A 24,008-nucleotide genomic window follows, 5' to 3' on the forward strand; every position below is an offset into this window, starting at 1 on the left:
AATATCCCGCTATAAGCAGAATGTACTTCCTTACTTGACACAAATATGCATTAAAAATAACAGTTATACTGCAACAAGAACATCTTATCGTATATTTGGTTTATTATTATTTTTATATGTCTTATTGAAAGGAGAAACAATAATGAAAGAAAAACTTAAAGAATTACAAGAACTTGCATTAAGTAAGATTGAAAATGTTAAAAATAGCAGTGAATTAGAAGAAATTAGAGTTAAGTTCTTAGGAAAAAAAGGGGAACTTACTACGATATTAAGAGGGATGGGGAATCTTTCTCCAGAGGAAAGACCGATTGTAGGAAAATTAGTTAATGAAGCTAAAGCTGTTGTTGAAGAAAAACTAGAAAGTGTATTAAAGACTATTAAGGATAAAGAAAAAGCAGAAAAACTTGCAGGTGAAACTATAGATATTTCCCTTCCGGGAAGAAAAAAAGTTATAGGTAAGAGACATCCGTTAGATTTGACTCTTCAAAGTATGGAAGAAATTTTCGTTTCGATGGGTTTCACAATTGAAGATGGACCAGAAGTTGAATACGATCATTATAATTTTGAAGCTCTAAATATTCCTAAGGATCACCCAGCGAGAAGTGAACAGGATACTCTATATATCAATGATAATATAGTTCTTAGAACTCAAACTTCACCAATTCAGGTTAGAACTATGGAAAATCAAAAACCGCCAATAAAGATGATTTCGCCTGGTAAAGTATATAGATCAGATTCAGTAGATGCTACTCATTCGCCTATATTCTATCAGATGGAAGGGTTGGTTATAGATAAGGGAGTTACCTTTGCTGATTTAAAAGGAACTCTAGAATTATTTGCTAAAAAGATGTTTGGAGATAAGGTTCAAACTAAATTCAGACCACATCACTTCCCATTTACAGAGCCATCAGCCGAAATGGATGCAACATGCTTTGTGTGCGGTGGTGAAGGCTGTAGAGTATGTAAAGGCAGTGGATGGATAGAGCTTTTAGGATGTGGAATGGTTCATCCAAATGTTCTTAGAAACTGTGGACTTGATCCAGAAGTATATAGTGGATTTGCTTTTGGTTTTGGTGTTGATAGAATGGTAATGCTAAAATACGGAATAGATGATATAAGATTATTATACGAAAGTGATATGAGATTCTTAAATCAATTCTAAGAAATTCATTTAAGAATTTTAGAATATTACCATATATATTCTAAAGAATATGCACATATAAAAAAGGCAGCTATGCTGAAATTAAGATCTTATCACTCATGAAAATGCGTGATAAGTCCAGTTAAGAACTTATTTAGTACAAATAAGAACTTTTACACCTATGAAAATGAGGGGTAAGGAAAAAATGGATTAAAATAAAATAATATACCCTGGAATTAAAAGGAGGAGACAAAATGAAAGTACCATATAATTGGCTTAAAGATTATGTTGATATAAATGTTAGTCCTAAAGAATTAGGAGATAAATTAACTTTAACCGGTTCACAACTAGAAGAACTTGTTATCCAAGGAGATGTAATTCAAAATGTAGTTACTGGAAAGATTACTAAGATTGAAAAACATCCTGATGCAGATAAATTAAGCATATGTCAAGTTGATATAGGAAGTGAACAAATACAAATAGTTACAGCAGCAACAAACATGAAAGAGCAAGATGTTGTACCAGTCGCGCTTCATGGTTCTACACTTGCTGATGGAACTAAAATAAAAAAAGGAAAACTTAGAGGGGTAGTATCTAATGGTATGTTCTGTTCAGAAGAAGAATTAGGAACAGCTGGAGACGAACCGGTTCATGGTTTAATGATCTTACCTACTGATACTAAGCTTGGAGCTGATATTAAAGAGCTTTTAGGATTAAATAAAGCAATCTTAGATTTTGAAATTACTTCAAACAGACCTGACTGTCTAAGTATGGTAGGGATGGCAAGAGAAACAGCAGCAGCTCTTAGAACAACTTATAAAATGCCAAATTTAGAATATCAAATTAAGAATTCAAAAAATATAAATGAAGAGCTAACTGTTGAAGTTAAAGATGCTCTTTGTCGTCGATACATGGTAAGAGGAATTAAAAATGTTAAAGTTCAGCCATCACCAGGATGGATGCAGGAAAGACTTCTTGAAGCTGGTGTAAGACCGATAAATAATATAGTTGATATAACAAACTTTGTTATGCTTGAGACTGGTGAACCAATGCATGCTTTTGATAAAAGAGAAATCACTACTAATAAAATAGTGATTGAAAGATCAAAGCAAGGAGAAAAGTTTGCAACTTTAGATGAAGTAGAAAGAGAATTAGATGATTCAATGCTTTGTATTAAAGATGGAGAAGGTATTATAGGCCTTGCTGGAATAATGGGTGGTTTAAACTCAGAAATAAAAGAGGATACTACAGAAGTTGTTTTCGAATGTGCAAACTTTGATGGTACTAACATAAGAGTAAACTCAAAGAAATTAAATTTAAGAACAGAAGCTTCAGGAAGATTCGAAAAGGATATTGATCCTAACTTGGCTGAAGTTGCATTAAATAGAGCCTGTAGCTTAATTTGTGAATTAAATGCTGGAGAAGTTATGGAAGGAACTATAGATGTTTATAACGATAAAAAAGAAGAATCAACTGTAAATGTTGATTCAAACTGGATAAACAGATTCCTTGGAACAGAAATTTCTAAAGAAGAAATGAAGAGATGTCTAGACAGTATTGATTTATTCACAGAAATTAATGGTGATAATTTAGTTGTAACAGCTCCAACTTTCAGAGTTGATATTGCAATAAGAGAAGATATAGCTGAGGAAATTGCAAGAATTTATGGATATGAAAAAATTCCTACAACAATTTTTAAGGTTTCTACAGAAAGAGAACCTAGATACAGAAAAGGATTATTAGATAATAGAGTAGTAATGCTTGCAACAGGAAGTGGATTAAATCAATCTATAAGTTACTCGTTTGTATCTCCAAAGGTGTTTGATAAAATTAATCTACCAGAAGATAGTGAGCTTAGAAATGTAGTTAAGATAAGGAATCCATTAGGGGAAGATTATAGTGTAATGAGAACATCAACACTTCCTTCAATGATGGAGTCACTAGGAAGAAATTACTCTAGAAACAATTCATATGTAAGATTATTTGAAATGGGTAAAGTGTATATTCCGAATGAGGATGAAACAAAGCTCCCAACAGAAAAGAATATTTTAACTATAGGTATATATGGGGAGTGTGATTATTTAGATCTTAAAGGTGTTGTTGAAAACATAACTGATGGTTTAGGTATAAAAAGTGCTAAATATGAAAGAGAGAGCGAAAATGTAAGCTACCATCCTGGAAAAACAGCTAAGATAGTTATTGGTAGAACTAATGCTGGAATTTTAGGAGAAGTTCATTTAGATGTATGTGAAAATTATGGTTTAGATGTACCTTGTTATGTAGCAGAATTAGACTTAGATGTTTTATATGAAAATGCTGATACGGATAAAAAATATAAAGCACTTCCAAAATTCCCTGCAGTAACAAGAGATATTGCATTACTTGTTGATGATAGTCTTTTAGTTCAAGAAATTGATGATACAATAAAAAGAGCTGGCGGAAATTTAGTTGAAAAAGTAGAATTGTTTGATATATATAAAGGAAAGCAAATTCCAGAGGGAAAAAAGAGTATAGCTTATGCAATTTGGTATAGAGATGAAAATAAGACATTAACAGATAAAGATGTTAGCAAAGTTCATGAAAAAATCCTAAAATCCTTAGAATATAAGCTTGGGGCTACATTAAGAGATTAAAAATATATTAATTATTAATATATTATATGGCTTATGGTAAGTGAGGAAAATTATATATTAGCTTAAAATATTTAATTACTATAGCTTATCTGATGTCTAGATACTGTGAAACCCGCACTTCTTTAAGTTGGGGATAACAGTGGCATGGACTTTAGATAAGTTCAGCTAAGGTTTATCTGGGGATTAACCCTAATCTAAATCAAGTTTCACTTGATTAAAGCTGCTTCAGAAATAAAATTTATTATTTTTGAGGCAGTTATTTTTATTTATGCAAAAAAATCTAAGTTTCAAGGAGGAAATATTACGTTTATATAGAATAAGTATAGATAAAGTGGTTAAAAGTGGTGTTAAGTGGTTTAAAATAGAGGGGAATTACCTAATCAATAAAAGTGGGAGCTGAGAATAATGTTCATTGGGGAATATCAACATGCGTTAGATCCTAAAAATAGAATAATTGTTCCAGCAAAGCTAAGAGATGGACTTGGTAATAAATTTGTTATTACAAAGGGGCTTGATGGGTGTTTATATGCTTATCCACTTGATGAGTGGAAGATATTGGAGAATAAGTTAAAAACTTTACCTTTGACAAATAAGGATGCGAGATCCTTTGTGAGGTTCTTTTTTTCTGGAGCTTGCGAAGTCGAATTGGACAAGCAAGGGAGAGGATTGATTCCACAAAATTTAAAGGAATATGCAGGTATAGAAAAGGACATAGTAAGTATTGGAGTATTATCTAGGGTAGAAATATGGAGCAAAGAAAAGTGGAGCGATTATAACGAATCAAATATAGATTTTGATTCAATTGCAGAAAAAATGAATGATTTAGGAATATAAGGAGTTTTTATTATGGAATTTAAACACGTTTCGGTCTTATTAAATGAATGCATAGAGGCATTAAACATAAAGGAAAATGGTATTTATGTTGATTGTACTTTAGGAGGAGCAGGACACTCATCTCACATTTTAAGCCATTTGTCATCAGATGGAATGCTTATTGGAATAGATCAAGATAACGATGCGCTAAGGGCTGCAAAAGAGAAACTTGAGAATTTTGAAAATGTAAAGTATGTCCATAACAATTTTTATAATATTGATAATATTTTGAATGATCTAGATATCGAAAAGGTTGATGGAATTTTAATGGATCTTGGAGTTTCATCATATCAACTTGATGAAGCTTCAAGAGGTTTTAGCTATATGAAAGATGCGCCTTTAGATATGAGAATGAATAAGGAAAATGATTTTTCAGCATACAATATTGTAAATAATTACGATGAAGAAAGCCTATATAAGATAATAAAAGACTATGGTGAAGAAAGATTTGCTAAAAGAATTGCGAATTTTATTGTAAACAGAAGAATAGATAAGCCAATAGAAACAACTTTTGAACTTGTAGATATTATCAAAGCTGCAATTCCAGCAAAAATGAGAAGAGAAGGGCCACATCCGGCTAAAAGAACTTTTCAGGCTATTAGAATAGAGGTTAATTCAGAATTAAAAATACTTAATAAAACTATAGAGGATGGAGTGAGTAGATTAAATAAAGGTGGAAGAATGGCTATTATAACTTTCCATTCTTTAGAAGATAGAATAGTAAAATTAAAGTTTAGAGAATTAGAAAATCCATGTACTTGTCCAAAAGAATTTCCAATGTGTATCTGTGGAAAGTTACCAGTAGTTAAGAATATAGGTAAAAAAGGTATTGCACCAACAAAAGAAGAAATTGAGGAAAATCCAAGGAGTAGAAGCGCTAAGCTTAGAATAATTGAGAAATTATAATTATTATTATGTTATAAATGAGTTGGGATGTGAATAAATTGGGAAGAAGAGAATATGATTATATAAAAGGGAATACAGTATTAGCTCCAGAAAGAAAAACAAGAGTACGTAAACCGGATAGAAAATATAAGCAAATACAGAGAAGAAAACAGATTATAAACAAAAATATTTTGTTAAAAAACAGAAGAAAAAATGATAGGAAATATTTACTAACTGTAGCAGTTGTTATATTTAGTTTGGGGTTTATTACTATTAGTGGAGATAACAAGGTTTATAATATGGAAAGCAATGTGAGAAACTTGGATACTCAAATAAAACAAACACAGGAAGATAATGAAGCACTAAAAGTAAAAATATTGAAATTTTCTTCGTTGAATAATATTCAAAAAAATGCTGAAAGTAAATTGACAATGTCTATTCCGAAAAAAGAGCAAACTATAAAAGTAGATTTTTCACAGAATTATTTTGAGGATTTAAAACCTAAAAGTTCCGAAAATACTGCTAAAAGCAAGAATATATTCTCTAAGCTAATAAGTTTAATAAAATAATTATCAAGTTACTTAAAATAATAAAAAATAAGTAATTATAGTAGGAGATTAATAAGCTTTATCTTGGTTCTTGCAGGTTTTATGTAAAAGAAAATGTGCATGGGGGAAATAAAAGTTGAGAAAGAAGAATTATAAAGATAGGGCAAAAATGCGTCAAAGGATGAGTATTGCAGCTTTTACGTTGACTATTGTTTTTGTGATATTGACTCTTAGACTTTCTTATATAATGATAGTTAAAAGAGCTGATTATGCAGCAAGAGCAGAAGAGCAATGGACGAGTGAGGTAAAAATAGATGCTATAAGAGGAAGGATATTAGATAGAAATGGTAAAGAATTAGCGGTATCTGCTAATGTTTATAGAGTGGATTTCGACTTGAATTCTATAAGAGCTTATTTGTCAAGAGGGCTAAAGGATTTATCAAAAACAGAAATAGAACATATGAAAAGTGTAGGAATTCCAATACCTTCTGGAGAGGATGGATTAAAAACTGATGATATTGCACCTGTTATTGCAAAGGCATTAGATTTAGATGTAGATAAAGTAAAAGATAAGCTTGAAACAAGGCTTCCAAGTGGGGCAAAGGCTGGATCGGCTACTTTAGTTAGAAGAATAGAAAAAGAACAAGCAGATAAAGTAAAAGAACTTAATATAAGCGGAGTTTTAGTATCACCAGATACTAAAAGATATTATCCGAATAATAATTTCTTAGCGCATGTACTTGGAAGTACTAATGTTGATGGTAAAGGACTTACAGGAGTAGAACTTCAATACAATTCATATTTATCAGGAATTCCTGGAATGAAGATTGCAGAACTTGATAAAAATAATAGAGATTTACCTTATACAATATCTCAGTTTACAGCACCAGTAAATGGTAAAGATGTTACACTTACAATTGATGAGAATATACAAAATTTTGCGGAAAAAGCTGCGATACAAGCTTATAATGATACAAAAGCTAAAGCAGTTTCAATTCTTGTTATGGATCCTAAGACAGGTGAAGTTTTAGCGATGGTAAATAAACCAGATTTTGATCCTAACAATCCGCGTGATGGAGCAGATAAGTTTGATGGAGCAAATTCAGATGATAAAGTACAAAAGATGTGGAGAAATAGACTGGTAAATGATACATTTGAGCCTGGTTCAATATTTAAGGTAGTAACAGCTATTACTGGTCTCGAAGAAAACATTGTAAATAAAGATACTAAGTTTTATTGTGGAGGTTCATTAAAAGTTGGAGGAATTACTCCTAAGTGTTGGAGAACTCAGGGACATGGAGCAGAAGTATTTCCAGATATAATTCAGAATTCATGTAATGTAGGCTTTATGGAGCTTGGAGCAATGATTGGAAAAGAAAAATTATGTGAATATATTAATAAATTCGGTTTTGGACAAGCGAGTGGAATTGATTTGCCTGGGGAAGCAAAGGGAATTGTTAAACCAGTTAATAAGGTTTCTGAGGCAGATCTTGCAACAATATCTTTTGGCCAAACTAATACAGTTAATTCTGTTCAATATATGACTGCTTTTAATGCTATTGCTAATGGTGGAACTTTGATACAACCGCATGTAATGAAAGAAATCACTCATGAAGATCAAAATAATGTTGATATTGTTGATGAGAGTTTCAAGGCTAAAACAACAACAGTTGCAAGCACTGAAAAGACAGCAGAACTTAGAAGTTATCTTGAAAGGGTTATTACTGGAGGATCTGGAACTGGAACTTTTATAGAAGGATACCATATAGGCGGTAAGACAGGTACTGCTCAAAAAGTTATTGATGGAAGATATCAAGAGGGAAAATATATATCCTCATTTGTAGGAATGGCTCCTGTTGATGATCCTAAAATTACTATGATGGTAACTATTGATGAACCAAGTAATGGTGCTTATTATGCGGCTCAAGTAGCTGTACCTCCAGCAAAACCATTATTTACTGATATTTTTAATTACCTTAATAATAAATTCTCGGATGAAAATGCGGGACAAATTACTAGAGATGTTATTATTCCAGAAGTTAGAGGAATGAAAATTGATGACGCTAAAAAAGCATTAAAGAATGCAAAGTTAGATTTTAGTATAGACGGCGATGGGGAGTCAGTAGTAAACTTAACACCATATCCAGGATATTCGGTAAAAGAAGGGTCAAAAATAAATCTTTATACAAGTAGCGATGGAACAAATAATAATAATGTTGTAATGCCTGATGTTAGGGGATATTCAAAGGAAGATGCTAATACACTATTAAAGAACCTTGGAATAGTGCCCGCCTTTGAAGGAAGTGGAGCAGTCTCAGAACAAGACATTTCTCAAGGTGAAGTTATAACAAAGGGAACAACTGTTAAGTTGACATTAAGTTCAGACTATAAGGATTAAAAAAGTGAGAATAAATTAATACTAAAACTTTAAAACGAAACGTGTATGTTTTGTAAGGAGTTTTGTATGAATTATACAAATGAAAAAATATTAGTATGTGAGAATTCTCGCATACTAATATTTTTTAGTAATAATATCCGTTATATATTTAGGTATCCTATTAGAATTGTTAAAACCAATACTCAGCTAATAGGTGAATATCTAAATTAGTGCTTTATTCAGAGGAAAATAAATGGAGGAACAGGCATTGAAAAAGAAAAAACATGTAAGTAAAGTAAAAATACGAAAGAGAACGAGAAGTGTTGCTTTTTCATTAACAGCTATTTTTGCTATATTAATAATTAGACTCTCTTATATAGTGATGGTTGATGGAAAAGACTATTCTGCAAGAGCTGAAGAACAGTGGACAAGTGAAGTGAAAATAGATGCTAAAAGAGGAGAAGTGCTGGATAGGAATGGAAATGAGCTGGCTGTATCTGCTAATGTCTATAGAGTGGATTTTGATTTAAATTCAATAAGGAATTACTTGAAAAGATCAGTAAAATCCATTCCAAGTAAAGAACTTAGCCATATGAAAAGTGTAGGAATTCCGATCCCTACAGAAGGAAGTGGCTTAACGAACGATGATATTGCACCTGTAATTGCGAAAGTATTGAATATGGATGTGTCAGAAATAAAAGCGGATTTAGAAAAGAAGCTTCCAAGTGGGGCAGATGCATTTTCTGTGACTGTAGCACGAAAAATAGAAAAAGATATAGCGGATAAAGTAAAAGAACTTAATATAAATGGAATTATAATTTCGCAAGATACGAAAAGATATTATCCTAATAATAATTTTCTAACGCACGTTTTAGGAACTACTGATCCTGATGGCAAAGGATTAAGTGGTGTAGAACTTCAATATAATTCATATTTGTCGGGAATTCCTGGAATGAAGGTTGCGGAGCTTGATAAAAATAATGAAGATTTGCCTTATACAGTTTCTCAATATACAGAACCTGTAAATGGCAAAGATGTTACTTTAACTATCGATGAAAATATTCAAAATATAGTTGAAAATATAGCACAAAAGGCCTATAAAGATGATAAAGCTAAAGAAGTTTCGATATTAGTAATGAATCCTAAGACTGGAGAAGTTTTAGGAATGGTAAATAAACCAGATTTTGATCCTAATAATCCATATGATGGAGCAAGTAAATTTGATGGAGCAGATCTCAATGATAAGATACAGAAAATGTGGAGAAATAGGTTGGTAAGTGATACGTTTGAACCGGGATCAATATTTAAAGTAATCACTACCATATCTGGTTTAGAAAACAATGTTGCAAATAAAGATACACAATTTGTGGATAATGGATCAATATCTGTAGGTGGAATTGTAGTGAAGGATGCGGAACGAGAAAATAAACTTCAAAATTTACTTCAAATTATTCAGAATTCATCAAATGTGTGTTTTGTAAAATTAGGGCAAATGATTGGTAAAGACAAATTATATGAATCTATTAATAAGTTCGGATTCGGAAAAGTAAGTGGAATCGACTTACCAGGGGAGGCATCTGGAATTGTGAAACCAATCGATAAAGTTTCAGAAGCGGATCTTGCAACAATATCATTTGGACAGACTAATACAGTGAATTCGGTTCAATATATGGCTGCATTTAATGCTATTGCTAATGGAGGGACTCTAATTCAACCTCATGTAATGAAAGAAATTACTCATAATGATGAAAATAGTGTTAAGATTGTTGATGAAACTTTTAAACCTACGACTGCTACAGTTGCAAGTGCAGAAAAATCAGCAGAACTTAGAAGTTATCTTGAAGGTGTTGTAACTGGGGGAACAGCAACTGGAACTTTTATAGAGGGATATCACATTGGGGGTAAAACAGGAACTGCAGAAAAGGTTGTTGGTGGTAAGTATGGAGAAGGCAAATATATATCTTCATTTGTGGGAATGGCTCCAGCTAATGATCCTAAAGTTACAGTTATGATAACTGTTGATGAGCCTAGTAACGGTGAATACTATGCTTCACAAGTAGCAGTACCATATGCAAAAATGCTGTTTACAGGTATCTTTAACTATTTAGATAGTGTATCTTCTAATGAGAAAATTGTTAAGGATATTATTATCCCAGAGGTTAGAAACATGAAAGTTTCAGATGCTGAGAAAGTATTAAAGGATAAAGGCCTAGATTGTAATATAGATGGAAATGAAGAAACAATATTAAGTATGAAGCCATATCCAGGTTCATCAGTAAAGGAAGGTTCTAAAATAACTCTTTACACAAGTGGGGATGCGACTTATAATAATAATGTTGTAATGCCAAATGTTAGGGGATATTCAAAAGAGGACGCGACTACTTTATTAAAAAATCTTGGAATAACAGCAACTTTTGAAGGAAATGGAGTTGTTTCAGTACAGAATATTTCAGAAGGTGAAGTTATACCTAAAGGAACAACTGCCGAGTTGATTTTAAGTTCGTATTATGAAGATTAAGAATAATGGTAGATATATAGGGAATTTAAATTAAAATCGCTTTTTGCGGAAAATTTAAAGTGAATTGGCGAATGATAAAATACTAGCATGTGGGGGTGCTCGCATGCTATATTTTTTTATCATATAAGTTCTAATTAATGGATTTCATAGTTCATAAGATCATTACATACAAAATAAATCATATTCGCTGAGATTAGATAATAATTGTGCATTTAATTTTCTTAAACGTAATAATTATTAATATAAAATATAAATTAAAATATTCATATACGATAAGTTAATTAGGAGGAATTCAATATGAATTTGAAAAGTATTTTAAAAGGAATAGATTATGAATCAATTCAGGGTGATATTGATATTGAAGTTAACAAAATAAACTATGATAGCAGAAAAGCTGGTATTGATGATGTTTTTGTCTGTATAAAAGGATATGCCACTGATGGCCATAAATATATAGAAAAAGCTATTGAAAACGGAGCAAAAGTTATAGTAATCCAAGATGATATAGAAATAAAGGATGAGAATATTACCATTATTAAATGCAATGATACAAGAAAAGCATTGGCATTAATGGGGGCAAATTATTATGATAATCCTAGTTCTAAAATGAAGATAATTGGAGTTACTGGAACTAATGGAAAAACTACTACTGCTTTTATGATTAAGCATATTTTAGAAGAAAGCAATAAAAAAGTTGGTTTGATTGGAACTATCGCAAATTTTATAGGCAATGAGAAAATTCATACTGAAAGGACAACTCCTGAATCTTTAGAGCTTCAAGAATTATTCTCGGAAATGGTTGATAAGGGCGTAGAGTATTGCGTTATGGAAGTATCTTCCCATTCGTTGGAGTTAGATAGAGTTTATGGTATTGAATTTCAGGTTGGAATATTTACTAATTTGACTAGAGATCATTTGGATTTTCATAAGACTTTTGAGAATTATTATAAGGCAAAATTTAAATTGTTTGAAAGATCTAGAATAAAAATTGTTAATGTTGACGATAATTACGGGAGAAAAGTAATTAGTGATTTAAACAATTTAACATGTAATGATATATATTCATTTTCGGTGAAAAGTACTTCGGATTTTAGAGCATTTGATGAAGAAATGGGAAGTAGAGAGATTAAATTTAAGCTCAATTTACAAGAAGATGAAAAATTTATTTTAAATATACCAGGTGAATATAATATATATAATGCGTTAGGTGCAATAGTGGCTTGTTTTAAACTAGATATACCTGTAAAAGATATTAAAAGTGGTATTGAAAATGTAGTAGTTTTAGGAAGATGTGAAAGAGTAGCAAAAGAATATAATTTAGGGTATGAAATCATCATAGATTATGCGCATACTCCAGATGGTTTGGAAAATATATTAAAGACAGCGAAGGCCTTTACAAAAGGAAGGTTAATATCAGTATTTGGCTGTGGAGGAGATAGAGATAAAGTAAAAAGACCTGAAATGGGCAAGATATCAACGGATATTGCAGATATTACAATTATAACATCTGATAATCCTAGAAGTGAAGAACCATTAAGCATAATAAAAGACATTGAAGAAGGTCTTGATAAAGATAATTATATAGTAATAGAAAATAGAAAAGAAGCAATAAAAAAAGCTATTGATATAGCTGTAAAAGATGATGTAATAGTTATTGCAGGTAAAGGTCATGAAACTTATCAAGTATTGAGGGATGAAACAATACATTTTGATGAAAGAGAAATTGTAAAAGAAATATTAGATAGCATGAACAATTAAATATTTTAGTCATAATGTAACAATGACGGATTTAAGTGATATTTGTGATTATCATAAGAAATCTTTATAATATATAAATTTTTGTAATTATAAAATTAGAGAAAGATTTTCGGGTTTTCTTTCATAAATATGTTGACTGTTATTTAATCGATGAAGTTAACTGAAAATTAAGGGGTGGATGGACTTGGATTTAAATTTAGCAGAGATAATTAAGGCGGTAGATGGAGAAATAATAGTTAAAAATAATGAAGGACTTTTTAATAAGGTTTCAACTGATACTAGAAAAATTCAGAAAAACAATTTATTCATTGCATTAAAAGGAGAGAATTTTAATGGAAATGATTATACACTAAAAGCTATTGAAAAAGGGGCATCTATAGTAATAATTGATGATGTGAAATTTAAAATTGAGGATTTAAAAAATAGAGGAACCATTATTAAAGTTAAAGATACTAAAGAAGCTTTAGGAGATTTAGCCAGATTTTATAGAAAAAAAATTGGAATAAAGGTAGTGGGCATAACAGGATCTACTGGAAAGACTTCAACAAAAGATTTGGTAGCTGCATTTTTAAGCGGAAAATACAATGTTTTTAAAACTCAAGGAAACTTCAATAATGAAATTGGATTGCCGCTTATGATATTTGAACTTTCAAAAGATTATGATATAGCTGTTCTTGAAATGGGAATGAGTAATTTTGGAGAAATAAATAAGCTAGCAAGCATTGCACTTCCAGATGTTGGTGCAATAACTAATATTGGAGTAGCTCATATAGAATATTTGAAGACCAGAGAAAATATACTTAAAGAGAAGATGTCTATATCAGATTTCTTTGAAGATAAAAATTCATTAATAGTGAACTGTGAAAATGATATGCTAAAAACAGTAGTTGAATGTGATAAGTTTAATTTAGAAAGAGTAGGTTATGATTCGAATTATAATCTTTATGCTAAAAATATAAAGTTGACATCTGAAAATACTTCATTTGATGTAGTTACTGATAATAATAAAAATTATAGATTTACTCTAAATATGGTTGGAGAGCATAATGTTTTAAATGCACTTATAGGAATACAAATAGCAAGAAATTTTGGATTGACTTTTGAAGAGATGGAAAAGGGGTTAGAGAATTTTAATGCTACTTCTATGAGACTTGAAGTTATAAATAGGGATGAGTTTACTATTATAAATGATTCTTATAACGCTAATCCAGATTCTATGAAAGCAGCACTTGAAGTGCTAAAAAACTATTCTGGAACTAGAAAAATAGCAGTACTTGGAACTATGGGCGAGCTTGGAGATTATGCGAAAGAAGCACATATCCAAGTTGGTAAATTTGCTAAAGATAAAGCAGATATTCTATTAACTACTGGTGAATTTAAGGAGTATTATAAGGAAGGCTTCGGAGAGGATGCAATGGTGTTTGAGAGTAAACAGGAATTAATACAGAGATTAACTGATATGATTAAAGTAAATGATACTATTTTAATTAAAGCATCTAGAAGTGCAAAATTTGAGGAAATAACCAAATATCTATAGAATTTAAAATAACACGAAGGAGGTGACTTGCCTTAATTAAGATCTTCAAGGAAATAATTGCTTAGCATGATTATTTTCTTTCGGATGCTTTAGGCAACACTGGATGGGGGAAGCAATAAACTTATTAATCAACTCAAAGATTTTAGCACCATTAATTATGGGGTTCGCATTTTCAATAGTACTTGGACCAATATTTATACCAATATTACACAAGCTAAAGTTTGGTCAAAATATAAGAAAAGAGGGACCTAAAAGTCATCAAAAAAAATCTGGAACACCAACAATGGGTGGACTTATATTCTTTATAGCTACAGCTACCGCTATATTAATTATGGGACAAAAACCTATGAGTAAAGAAATGATATTACTCTATTCTTTTTTAGCTTTTGGATTTATCGGATTTTTAGATGATATTTTAAAAATAATTCATAAAGATAATCTAGGATTAAGAGCAGCACAAAAGATGATTTTATTAGTCTTATTTTCAGTAGCTTTAGCATGGTATGGATATACAAATGTGGGTACAGACATTTTGATTCCATTTATAAATCAAAATTTCAGATTGAATTTGGGAATATTATACATACCATTTATAGTAATATATTATGCAGCAGTAACTAATGCTGTGAACTTAACTGACGGTATAGATGGACTTGCAACTTCAGTTACAGTTATAGTATTAACTTTTTTTGCTATTATTGGTTTTAGGACACAAAATGTTGAAGTAGCAGTTTTTGCAATAGCATTAGCTGGAGCATTGCTTGGATTCCTAAAATTTAATGCATTTCCTGCAAAGATATTTATGGGGGATACAGGTTCGTTAGCTCTAGGGGGAGTTATTGGGACAATAGCATTGATGTTAAAGATGGAGTTGTTCGTAATTATAGTCGGAGGAATATATTTAATTGAAACATTATCTGTTATAATTCAAGTTACATCATTTAAATTAACAGGTAAAAGAGTATTTAGAATGTCTCCAATCCATCATCACTTTGAACAAGTTGGATGGAGTGAAGTGAAAATAGTAACGATTTTTTCAAGTATTACAGCAATTTTATGTATAATTGGCTTTATAGCACTTTAGTTAAGTAGTAGATTTGGAGGATTTATGTATGAAGGTCATTGGGTCCAAAAGAAAATCAAAAATGGGTGAAATAGATTATGGAATATTTTATACTGTAGCATTACTTTTAACAATTGGAGTAGTTATGGTATATTCTGCAAGTTCTTATTATGCTATGTTTATGTATAAGGATAGTATGTTTTTTCTAAAAAAAGAATTAATGGCTGGAGTCGTTGGAATTATAGCAATGGCAGTAGCGATGAGTGTTGACTATCATAAGATAAAGAAATATACAGCTATAATAATGATAGCGACTATACCTATACTATTAGCAGTGTTTCTTTTTCCAGGAACTAATGGAGCACAAAGATGGATTAATTTAGGTCCGTTAAGCTTTCAACCATCTGAGCTTGCGAAATACGTTGTAGTACTATTTTTAGCAAGAAGCCTTGAGGTAAAAGGTGAAGGAGTAAAAAATTTTAAAACTGGAATAGTACCTTATCTAGCTACATCAGGATTTTATGCTGCCATTGTATTGGCTGAAAAAAATTTAAGTATAGCTTCGGTTATAATGATAGTTACATTTCTTGTTTTATTTGCAGCAGGTGGAAGAATAAAGCATTTATTTGGAATTGTTGCACCAGCATTAGTTGCAGCAGCGGTTGCATTTACAGTATTAGAACCGTATAGAATGAAAAGATTAATGAGTTTTACAAATCCATGGAAGGATCCAATAGGTGATGGATATCAGCTGATACAATCATTTTATGCATTAGGTGCTGGTGGAGTTACGGGGCTTGGCCTTGGCCAATCAAGGCAAAAAACTTTATATATGCCAGAGCCACATAATGATTTTATTTTCTCCATCATAGGCGAAGAGTTGGGTCTTATTGGATGCATATGTATAATATTACTTTTTGTAATATTTGTTTGGAGAGGAATAAGTGTAGCGATGAAAGCTAGAGACACATATGGTACTCTTCTTGCAATAGGTATAACTGGAGTTGTAGCAGTTCAATCTTTAATAAACATTGCAGTTGTTACAGGTTCGATGCCAGTTACAGGGGTTCCCTTACCGTTTATTAGTTATGGAGGAACTTCGTTAGTAATAAATATGACGGCAATAGGAATACTTTTAAACATATCAAGGCAAACTGAAGGAAAAGATGAATTTAAGGAAATATAAAAAAATACAGGACAAAGAATTACTATAAAAGTCTTTGTCCTGTATTTTTTAAGTAATTATTTAAAGTCGTTTTAAAATTTAGATGAAAATATATCATTAAAGTGGTATTATTATATATGAAATTTATACTAAAGATTATAAAATAATAAGTGTTTAAATATATAAGTCATAGATAAGAATAGGGATGGGTATGGTAAAAACGAATAATAATAAATTAATTTTGAGGTCACAAAGAAGAAGAGTGGTGAGAAAAATAATTATGACTATTATAGTTTTAATTATAGTGGGAACAATTTTTGCAATAAAATCGAATTTTTTCATCATTAAAAAAGTTTCTATTTTAGGAAATCCAATAATGAGTGGAGAAGATGTTAAGAATAGTACAGAGAATCTAATAGGTCAGAATATTCTATTTATAAATAAACAAAATATAATAAGCAATGCTAAAAAGAATCCATACGTAGAAAATGTTGAAATAAGCAAGTCGTATCCAAAACAAGTTAACATAAAAATTTCAGAAAAACAAGGAATATATTATGTTGAAAAGGATGGATATAAATATGTTTTGGATAATGGCGGAAATTTGCTTGAAAAAACAGATAACATTGAAAATAGAAGTTTAGTGAATGTTAAGGGAATAGACTTAAAAGATGTAGAGCTAGGACACAAGATGATAGATGATACTAGAGTATTAGATTTTTTAGATATTTTTTATCAAATTATAAAACTTAATCCGACAAACTATAATATAGATTATGTTGATATAAGTGATTTTACGAACATAAAAGTATATGTTGGCAAAGTAGAAGGAAGACTTGGTAATGATGAAAATATACCGGATAAAATGAATAAACTATTACATATAATTCAAAATCCTGATATTGGGATTGTTAAAGGATATGTAGATGTAGGATTTAATGGTGCACCTGTATATTATAAGGAAGAAAGGTAGGTAATTAATGAAGATATCTAGATCACAATTATTTATAGCAATTGTTTGTGGACTTTTAGGTTTTTTATTAGCATATCAATTTAAGGTATTATCCAATAAGAATATAGAATCGAAAATTAGCAATTATGATAAAAATGATATTATTTCAGAAGTTGAATCTCTAAAAAAAGAAAAAGAGGAATTAGCTTCAACAAATTCAAAATTATCAGACCAGTTAAAGCAAATGGAAGAAACAGCAGCTAAAAACGGTGACATGGGGCAAGATATAAAAAATCAACTTGATGAGGCCAGAATGCATTTAGGCATAATTGATGTTAAAGGTCAGGGAATCGTTCTTACAATAACACCTAAAACATCTATTTTTGGCTCTACGACAAATGATAGTAACAGAGATCTAGGAGAAGATGAATTGGTTCATATAGTTAACTTACTTTGGTATTCAGGAGCTGAGGCAATATCTATAAATGATATTAGAATAACGCCACAAACAGGGATAAAGACTGCAGGAAATGGAATAGCCATAGGTTCTACTGGAAAAGTTTATCCGAGAGATAAAATTACAATTAAGGCAATTGGAGATAAGGGCAGACTTAATGTTGGAATTTCTTTCCCAGGTTCATTAGAATATCTTGCTCTTCCTAACTATAATAATGAAGTTAAATCAGAAGATGATATATTTATAGGAAAATCGAAGCAGTCATTAAAGAGTGACTTTATTAAATCAGTTAAAGAATAGGAGAGAGTTAATTTGATAGCAATTATAGGACTACTAATCGGAATAATACTTGGATTTGTATTAGATGTTAATATATCTGATAAATTGTCACCATATATGTCTGTAGCCATATTGGCATGTTTAGATTCAGTTTTTGGAGCAGTCAGAGGAAATCTTTCTAAAAACTTCCAAGCGGATATATTTATATCTGGCTTTTTTGGAAATGCATTACTTGCAGCAGGACTTGCTTATTTAGGTGATAAGCTTGGAATACCCATATATATGGCGGCAGTAATAGTTTTCGGAGGAAGGATATTTGATAACTTTGCAATAATAAGAAGATTGTTATTGGAAGAATTTAAAATAAGAAGAAGGAATAGGTCTAAAAATATTTCTATAGATAAAGAAAATCATGATGATAAATAGAGAGGTGATGTGATGAAAAATAATAAAGGTTTTTTCTTTGTTTTCATTGCAACCATAATATTAGGGGTTTTAATATCAATGAATTTTAATTTTAAAGGTATTCAGTCATATAGTCAATTAAATGCAGCAGAGTACCAAAATGCGGTTGAAGAAAGGGCAGCATTATATAGAGATATTGGAAATCTTCAAGAAGATAATAATGAGAAAAGAGATAAAATTAGGAACTATGTTCAGAATGATAAAAAAAATGACAAGATTCTTGATGATATGAAAACTCAAATTAGTGATTATAGAACATTTATTGGATCAAATAATGTAGAGGGATCAGGAATTATACTTAAGATAAATGATGGAACTACAAATGCTCTTGAAGAGAATACAGATGAAATAAATAATAAGCTTTTACATGATAATGATATGGCACTTGTTTTAAATGAACTTAGAGTTGCTGGAGCTGAGGCAATTAGTGTTAATAATCATAGAATACTTCCATGGTCTGGAGTGATTTGCAACTGGGCATTTTTAGGATTTGATGATGGTGGAATGGAGTATGCACCTTTTAATATATATGCTATAGGAGATCCAGAAAAATTGAAGGCGGCTTTGCTTGAAGATGGAAGTCATGTTAAACAATTGATGCTTAGAAAACTTTATGTTGATATTCAAGTGGTAGATAAGATAATTATGCCACCAACAACAGCAAATTCAAACGTAAAATATATGAGTAGGGATGAGAGTAAAAAATGAAATTAATTGATATTTAAGGAGGAAATTTTAAGTTTATATAGAATATAATACAAAGTGATAAAGAAAGGAATAATTAGTAAGGTGTTATAGTATGGGAATTAAGCAAAATATTGAAGAACTAAAATCCAAAATTCCAGAACAAGTAACGCTATTAGCTGTTTCAAAAACAAAGCCATTAGAGGATCTGGAAGACGCATATATGGCAGGAATGAGAGATTTTGGAGAAAATAAGGTCCAAGAGTTAGTAAAAAAATCCGAAAATTTTCATGAGGATGTGCGATGGCATTTTATAGGACAGCTTCAAAGTAACAAAGTTAAGTATTTAGTAGATAGCGTACATTTAATACATTCTTTATCTAGTATTAGTTTACTAAATGAAATTGAAAAGCAGTTTAGTAAGGTTAATAAGGTTGCTAATACTTTAATTCAAATTAATATTGGAAGAGAGAAAAGCAAAAGTGGAATTTTGGAAGAAAATTTATATGAACTTATAGAAGCAATTGAAAAATGTAAATTTGTTTCTGTAAAAGGAATAATGGTTATTATTCCAATAGGGAATGAGGAAAGCAATAGAAAATATTTTAAGAAAACAAAAAAAATATTTGATGAGCTTAAGGAAAAAAATTATAATAATATTAGTATGAACATATTATCAATGGGAATGACTCATGATTTTATGACAGCTATAGAAGAAGGTTCTAACTTGGTAAGAATAGGAACAGGAATATTTGGAGAAAGAAATTATAATTTAGGAGGCGAAAATAATGGGTAATGTTATATCAAAAGTTAAATCTTTATTAGGTTTTGAGGACTATGAAGAGTATGATGATTATGAGGAAGAACAATATGAAGAACAGGGGAAGGATGAAGACGAAATAGAACCTGTTATTACAAATAAGAAGAATAGTAAGGTTGTAAATATCCATACATCTTCAACTACAAAGGTAACAATAACTAAGCCAATCGATTACGAGGAGGCTACTGAGATTTGTGAAGCACTTAAGAATAGGAGAATAGTATTAGTAAATACAACAGTTCTAGAAATAAAGATTGCACAAAGATTATTAGATTTCATAAGTGGTTCATGTTATGCTTTAGGCGGAGAATTACAGCAAATTGAAAAGGGAGTATATATTCTTTCACCATCAAACGTAGAAGTAACAAATGAATTAAAAAATGAACTAAGTTCAAAAGCTCTATTTAATTGGTCAAAGTAGGAGGTATAAATTATGATATATAGTGTTTACATAGTTCTTGATATGTTGCTAAACTTATTAGAGCTAGCTATATTCATAGAATGTATAGTTTCGTGGATGCCGCAAATCCAGGGAAATAAATTTATTGAGTTGTTGCATAGTTTTGTCAATCCTGTTCTAGAACCAATTAGAAGGTTACAGTATAGATTAAGCCCTGGATTACCATTGGATTTTTCACCTATATTTGCACTGATTATTATAAATTTTTTACAAAGGATTATACAATAAATTATGAAAGAAAAAATAGCAAAGTATTTTACAGATGATGATAGAAATGATGCATTGAATTTATATGAGAAATATTTACTAGCTAGAGATAAAAACATAACTGTATTTGGGAAAAATTTTTATACCCCAAATATATGGATGTGGTTTGAGAAAAACCTCTCTAGTAATGATTTGAAAATTGAAAGTAATGGACTTTTAGATGATTCTGAAAGAAGGATGATTTCTTTTAATAACATATATAAAAGTCCATTTCCTATGAAATTGATTAAAATTGAAAGTACTTCGAAATTTTCTAATCTTACTCATAGAGATTTTTTGGGCGGAATTCTATCTCTAGGAATAGAAAGAAATAAAATAGGTGATTTATTAGCAAATAATAATACATGTTATGTGCCAGTTCACGAAGAAGTAGAAGATTTTATTGTATATAATTTAAACAGAATTTCTAAGGTTATTTGTAATGTAAAAGTGGTGGATGATTTTGAATTTTTACCAAAAGTTAATTTTGAAGAAGAAGTAGTTTTGGTTTCTTCTCTGAGAATTGATGGGATTGTTTCTAAAATTATAAATATATCTAGATCTAAGGCTCAAGCAATGATCGAACAAGGTCAAGTGCTTATAGATTACGTTAAGATAAAAGATAAAAGTTATGAACTAAAAGGAAAAGAGAGAATTACTATAAGAGGTTCTGGAAAATTTATATTAGGTAATTCTATTGGAAATAGCAAAAGTGGAAGGATAAAAGTTATTATCAAAAAATATACATAATAGAGGTGAAAGTATGAAGTTGACACCAATGGATATAAATAACAAGGAATTTAAAAAAGGATTAAGAGGATACAATTCTGACGAAGTTGATGAATTTTTGGATGAAGTAGTAGATAATTATGAGGAGCTCTATAAAGAAAATGCAAATCTAAAAGAGAAACTTGCTAATTTGGATGAAAAGGTAGAGCACTATTCTAAAATCGAAAGTACTATACAAAATACATTATTATTGGCTCAAAATGCTGCAGAGCAAGCAAAGAATTCGGCAAAAAAAGAAGCGGAATTTATGATGAAAAATGCTAATGAAACTGCTCAAAAGATCATGGATAAAGCACATAATGATGTTATTCAAATAAATGATGAATATGAAAAAGTTAAACAAGAATTTATTAAATTTAGGGCAAAATATAGAAATTTCATGAATGCACAATTAGAAACTTTTGATGATTTAGAGAAGGATTTTATAAAAAACTATAATGTATCTGATCCGATAGAAGAAGATGAGGTAACTAATGAAGGAATAATTGAAAAAGAAGTGACAAGTATTCCTAATGTGGTAAGTGAAAACATAGAAACTCAGGAAAATGATCCTTCACTAAATGATGAGCTAAATGAAATTAAAAGTTTTTTTGTTCAAGGTGAATAAATTTATTATGGGACAAAAATAATAAATAAAAATTATACATATTTTATTTACATAACGTAATAAAATGAAGAATATGTATTTTTTGAATAATAGGAGGGCTATCCTAAAGATTTACATTTAGGATAGCCTTTCTAAATTCAACTAATTTTATTCTTTTGGAGTTTCAGAATTATTGAATTTAGTATTCAATATTACTATGTCAACTCTTCTGTTTGCAGCTCTGCCTTCTTCAGTATTGTTATTTTTAACAGGTCTATATTCTCCGTAGCCTACTGAAGATAATCTTTCAGGCTTAACGTTTCCCTTAGAAATTAGAAATTCTACTACATTTGCGGCTCTTACAGCTGAAAGCTGCCAGTTAGAATGAAAATAATCATTATTAATAACAACATTATCAGTATGTCCTTCAACGTGTATATAGTTATCGATATCGTTTAGAATCTTTGAAATAGATATTAATTTGCTTTGCCAATCAGGTTTAATAGTAGCTTGCCCACTATTAAAGAATACACTATCATTGAAGCTTATTATGAGACCTCTCTCTTGAATGGATGTAGTAACACTTCCTTTTAACTCGGAATTATTAACGAGATCATCCACTTTCTTTTTTACATCAGATAATTTTTCTTCTTCTGTTATAGATTCTGAACTATCCTGAGTATTTTGTTGTTCTACTACAGTAGGAGAAGAATTTGAACTATCAGATACAGCTATTACGTTTTCTCCATTTCCACTGTTAAATCCAATTTTTAATGAATTTGCTAAGGTTTGAGATTTCTTAGTATCTACATTAGAAATAGCATACAGCATTAAAAAGAAAATCATCATTAATGTTATGAAATCTAAATAAGATAACATCCATCTTTCGGTATTATCTTTTTCTTTTTTTGTATTCTTTTTCATAATCATACCTCTTTAAATTTCTTCTAAATCTCTAGCTTCATCTTCAGTTAGATAGCTAACAAGTTTGCTTACTAGTGTATTTGGGTTAACTCCTTCTTGAATAAGTAATACAGCTTCGATGATCATTTCTTTTTCAGCGATTTCCTCTTTATCGATTTCTCTTAATTTACTTGCTATAGGAAGCCAAAAAAGATTTGCAGTAGCAAGACCATATAGAGTAGCTACAAATGCAACAGCGATTTTTTCGCCCATTGCGGCAACGTCACTTAAAGAACTTAGTATTATAACTAAACTAGTTATAGTCCCAACTATTCCCATAGTAGGAGCATAGCCACCAGCAGATGTAAACATTTCGATACAGTTTTCATGTCTTGTAGAAAGCTGCTCCAGTTTTGTATTTAAGATACTTTTAACAGCAGATGGGTCTATGCCATCGACAACCATTTGTAATCCTTTTTTTATAAATGGATCCAAATCATCACCTGTTAGCTCAGATTCTAAACTTAAAAGTCCATCTCTTCTAGTTTTAAGTGATACTTCTTTAAAATAGGCTATATATCCCTTAAGATCAATTTCTTTCTTTTTGAAAGCTATTGATAATACTCTTGGAAATTTTTTTAATGTCGAGGAAGGAAATGAAATTCCTACGGCACCTATTGTTCCTCCAATAACTATCATTGCAGCAGTGGGTTGTAACAAAGCTATCGGATTTCCTCCTTCAATGATAAAGCCTACTATAATACAAATAAATGCAAATAGTACGCTTAAAATTGTCATAATATCCATAAAATTATCCCCCTTGAATATATGAAATTCTAGTTGATATTTAGTACTTTTCATAATATTTA

At 30.4% G+C, this 24,008-nt stretch carries 22 protein-coding genes; 20 read left to right on the forward strand and 2 right to left on the reverse strand.

Annotated features, from left to right (window positions below; genetic code table 11):
- Positions 1–142 precede the first annotated feature (142 nt).
- From pheS to T483_RS0108375, 20 genes are all read left to right on the forward strand, one after another.
- A complete protein-coding gene (pheS, locus tag T483_RS0108280) occupies positions 143–1,162 on the forward strand; it encodes a phenylalanine--tRNA ligase subunit alpha (protein ID WP_026886431.1) in 1,020 nt (339 codons plus the stop codon).
- Between the two features lie 233 nt (positions 1,163–1,395).
- The gene (gene pheT, locus T483_RS0108285) at positions 1,396–3,774 is read left to right on the forward strand and encodes a phenylalanine--tRNA ligase subunit beta (RefSeq protein WP_026886432.1); all 2,379 of its coding nucleotides are present in this window, start codon (positions 1,396–1,398) and stop codon (positions 3,772–3,774) included.
- A gap of 405 nt (positions 3,775–4,179) precedes the next feature.
- Positions 4,180–4,608 carry a division/cell wall cluster transcriptional repressor MraZ gene (gene mraZ, locus T483_RS0108290; RefSeq protein ID WP_026886433.1) on the forward strand — a complete coding sequence of 143 codons (429 nt, stop codon included), beginning with the start codon at positions 4,180–4,182 and terminating at the stop codon, positions 4,606–4,608.
- 12 nt (positions 4,609–4,620) lie between these two features.
- The gene (gene rsmH, locus T483_RS0108295) at positions 4,621–5,553 is read left to right on the forward strand and encodes a 16S rRNA (cytosine(1402)-N(4))-methyltransferase RsmH (RefSeq protein ID WP_026886434.1); all 933 of its coding nucleotides are present in this window, start codon (positions 4,621–4,623) and stop codon (positions 5,551–5,553) included.
- A 29-nt stretch (positions 5,554–5,582) separates the two neighbouring features.
- Positions 5,583–6,101: a cell division protein FtsL gene (locus tag T483_RS0108300; protein ID WP_242841825.1), complete on the forward strand. Its 519-nt coding sequence runs from the start codon at positions 5,583–5,585 to the stop codon at positions 6,099–6,101.
- 115 nt (positions 6,102–6,216) lie between these two features.
- The gene (locus T483_RS0108305; RefSeq protein ID WP_026886436.1) at positions 6,217–8,478 is read left to right on the forward strand and encodes a stage V sporulation protein D; all 2,262 of its coding nucleotides are present in this window, start codon (positions 6,217–6,219) and stop codon (positions 8,476–8,478) included.
- A 232-nt stretch (positions 8,479–8,710) separates the two neighbouring features.
- The gene (locus T483_RS0108310) at positions 8,711–10,975 is read left to right on the forward strand and encodes a stage V sporulation protein D (protein ID WP_035790074.1); all 2,265 of its coding nucleotides are present in this window, start codon (positions 8,711–8,713) and stop codon (positions 10,973–10,975) included.
- Between the two features lie 297 nt (positions 10,976–11,272).
- On the forward strand, positions 11,273–12,733 hold the full coding sequence (locus T483_RS0108315; protein WP_026886438.1) for a UDP-N-acetylmuramoyl-L-alanyl-D-glutamate--2,6-diaminopimelate ligase: 1,461 nt from the start codon (positions 11,273–11,275) through the stop codon (positions 12,731–12,733).
- A gap of 184 nt (positions 12,734–12,917) precedes the next feature.
- A complete protein-coding gene (locus T483_RS0108320) occupies positions 12,918–14,270 on the forward strand; it encodes a UDP-N-acetylmuramoyl-tripeptide--D-alanyl-D-alanine ligase (RefSeq protein ID WP_026886439.1) in 1,353 nt (450 codons plus the stop codon).
- Positions 14,271–14,373: 103 nt separating this feature from the next.
- Positions 14,374–15,354: a phospho-N-acetylmuramoyl-pentapeptide-transferase gene (gene mraY, locus T483_RS0108325; RefSeq protein WP_026886440.1), complete on the forward strand. Its 981-nt coding sequence runs from the start codon at positions 14,374–14,376 to the stop codon at positions 15,352–15,354.
- A 28-nt stretch (positions 15,355–15,382) separates the two neighbouring features.
- Entirely contained in the window at positions 15,383–16,519 is a 1,137-nt protein-coding gene (gene spoVE, locus T483_RS0108330; RefSeq protein WP_026886441.1) for a stage V sporulation protein E, read from the forward strand.
- A 190-nt stretch (positions 16,520–16,709) separates the two neighbouring features.
- On the forward strand, positions 16,710–17,471 hold the full coding sequence (locus T483_RS0108335) for a cell division protein FtsQ/DivIB (protein ID WP_051560303.1): 762 nt from the start codon (positions 16,710–16,712) through the stop codon (positions 17,469–17,471).
- 7 nt (positions 17,472–17,478) lie between these two features.
- On the forward strand, positions 17,479–18,207 hold the full coding sequence (locus T483_RS0108340; RefSeq protein ID WP_026886443.1) for a DUF881 domain-containing protein: 729 nt from the start codon (positions 17,479–17,481) through the stop codon (positions 18,205–18,207).
- A 12-nt stretch (positions 18,208–18,219) separates the two neighbouring features.
- On the forward strand, positions 18,220–18,612 hold the full coding sequence (locus tag T483_RS0108345; protein ID WP_026886444.1) for a small basic family protein: 393 nt from the start codon (positions 18,220–18,222) through the stop codon (positions 18,610–18,612).
- A gap of 12 nt (positions 18,613–18,624) precedes the next feature.
- The gene (locus T483_RS0108350) at positions 18,625–19,359 is read left to right on the forward strand and encodes a DUF881 domain-containing protein (RefSeq protein ID WP_026886445.1); all 735 of its coding nucleotides are present in this window, start codon (positions 18,625–18,627) and stop codon (positions 19,357–19,359) included.
- A gap of 91 nt (positions 19,360–19,450) precedes the next feature.
- On the forward strand, positions 19,451–20,131 hold the full coding sequence (locus T483_RS0108355; RefSeq protein WP_026886446.1) for a YggS family pyridoxal phosphate-dependent enzyme: 681 nt from the start codon (positions 19,451–19,453) through the stop codon (positions 20,129–20,131).
- A complete protein-coding gene (locus T483_RS0108360) occupies positions 20,124–20,576 on the forward strand; it encodes a cell division protein SepF (RefSeq protein WP_026886447.1) in 453 nt (150 codons plus the stop codon). Before T483_RS0108355 ends, T483_RS0108360 begins: the two co-directional genes overlap by 8 nt.
- Positions 20,577–20,588: 12 nt before the next feature.
- A complete protein-coding gene (locus T483_RS0108365; RefSeq protein WP_026886448.1) occupies positions 20,589–20,843 on the forward strand; it encodes a YggT family protein in 255 nt (84 codons plus the stop codon).
- 3 nt (positions 20,844–20,846) lie between these two features.
- The gene (locus T483_RS0108370; RefSeq protein WP_026886449.1) at positions 20,847–21,611 is read left to right on the forward strand and encodes an RNA-binding protein; all 765 of its coding nucleotides are present in this window, start codon (positions 20,847–20,849) and stop codon (positions 21,609–21,611) included.
- Positions 21,612–21,624: 13 nt separating this feature from the next.
- Positions 21,625–22,257, forward strand: a complete 633-nt coding sequence (locus tag T483_RS0108375; protein WP_026886450.1) for a DivIVA domain-containing protein — start codon at positions 21,625–21,627, stop codon at positions 22,255–22,257.
- 147 nt (positions 22,258–22,404) lie between these two features.
- Here T483_RS0108375 and T483_RS0108380 read toward each other — a convergent pair whose 3' ends face one another.
- Complete coding sequence (locus tag T483_RS0108380; RefSeq protein WP_026886451.1) at positions 22,405–23,160, reverse strand: OmpA/MotB family protein; 756 nt, start codon at positions 23,158–23,160, stop codon at positions 22,405–22,407.
- Between the two features lie 12 nt (positions 23,161–23,172).
- Positions 23,173–23,946, reverse strand: a complete 774-nt coding sequence (locus T483_RS0108385; protein WP_026886452.1) for a motility protein A — start codon at positions 23,944–23,946, stop codon at positions 23,173–23,175.
- Positions 23,947–24,008: the final 62 nt, after the last annotated feature.

Source organism: Clostridium beijerinckii HUN142 (genome assembly GCF_000621745.1).
In the GTDB taxonomy this organism is placed as follows: domain Bacteria; phylum Bacillota; class Clostridia; order Clostridiales; family Clostridiaceae; genus Clostridium; species Clostridium beijerinckii_A.